The sequence below is a fragment of the Streptomyces otsuchiensis genome (assembly GCF_004305975.1).
Classification (GTDB): Bacteria; Actinomycetota; Actinomycetes; order Streptomycetales; family Streptomycetaceae; genus Streptomyces; species Streptomyces otsuchiensis.
In genome coordinates this window covers 1-726 of record NZ_BHZI01000573.1, presented here as the reverse complement: position 1 = coordinate 726, position 726 = coordinate 1, and the positions used below count along the sequence as shown (strand labels likewise).

At 71.3% G+C, this 726-nt stretch carries 1 protein-coding gene; it reads left to right on the top strand.

What is annotated here, in order from left to right:
- A partial coding sequence (locus E0D90_RS25905) for a phosphoenolpyruvate carboxykinase domain-containing protein (RefSeq protein ID WP_130800332.1) occupies window positions 1-662 on the top strand: 662 nt, incomplete at its 5' end.
- Window positions 663-726: the final 64 nt, after the last annotated feature.

Below are 726 nucleotides of genomic sequence, written 5' to 3'. Positions count from 1 at the left end.
ACGCCCGCTTCGCCGTTCCCGCCTCGCAGTGCCCGACGATCGCCCCCGAGTGGGAGGACCCGCGTGGCGTCCCGATCTCCGCGATCCTCTTCGGCGGCCGCCGTGCCTCCGCGGTGCCGCTGGTGACGGAGTCCCTCAGCTGGCAGCACGGCGTCTTCATGGGCGCCAACGTCGCCTCCGAGAAGACCGCCGCCGCCGAGGGCAAGGTCGGCGAGCTGCGCCGCGACCCGTTCGCGATGCTGCCCTTCTGCGGCTACAACATGGGCGACTACATGGCCCACTGGATCAAGGTCGGGCAGAACGCCGACCCGGAGAAGCTGCCGAAGATCTACTACGTCAACTGGTTCCGCAAGGACGACGGCGGCCGCTTCGTGTGGCCCGGCTTCGGCGAGAACAGCCGCGTCCTGAAGTGGATCGTCGGCCGGCTCAACGGTGACGCCGAGGGCGTCACCAGCCCGATCGGCGTACTGCCGGCCAAGGGCGCGCTGGACACCGAGGGTCTGGACCTCTCCGAGGCCGACCTCGACTTCCTGCTCACCGTCGACAAGGAGGTCTGGCGCGAGGAGGCGGCCCTGGTCCCCGAGCACCTCAACACCTTCGGCGACCACACGCCGAAGGAGCTGTGGGAGGAGTACCGGGCGCTGGTCGAGCGCCTGGGCTGACCGCCGGCGCGGCGGCTCACTCCGGCCCCGGTCCCCGAGACACCGGCGACGGGCGGGGGTGGGG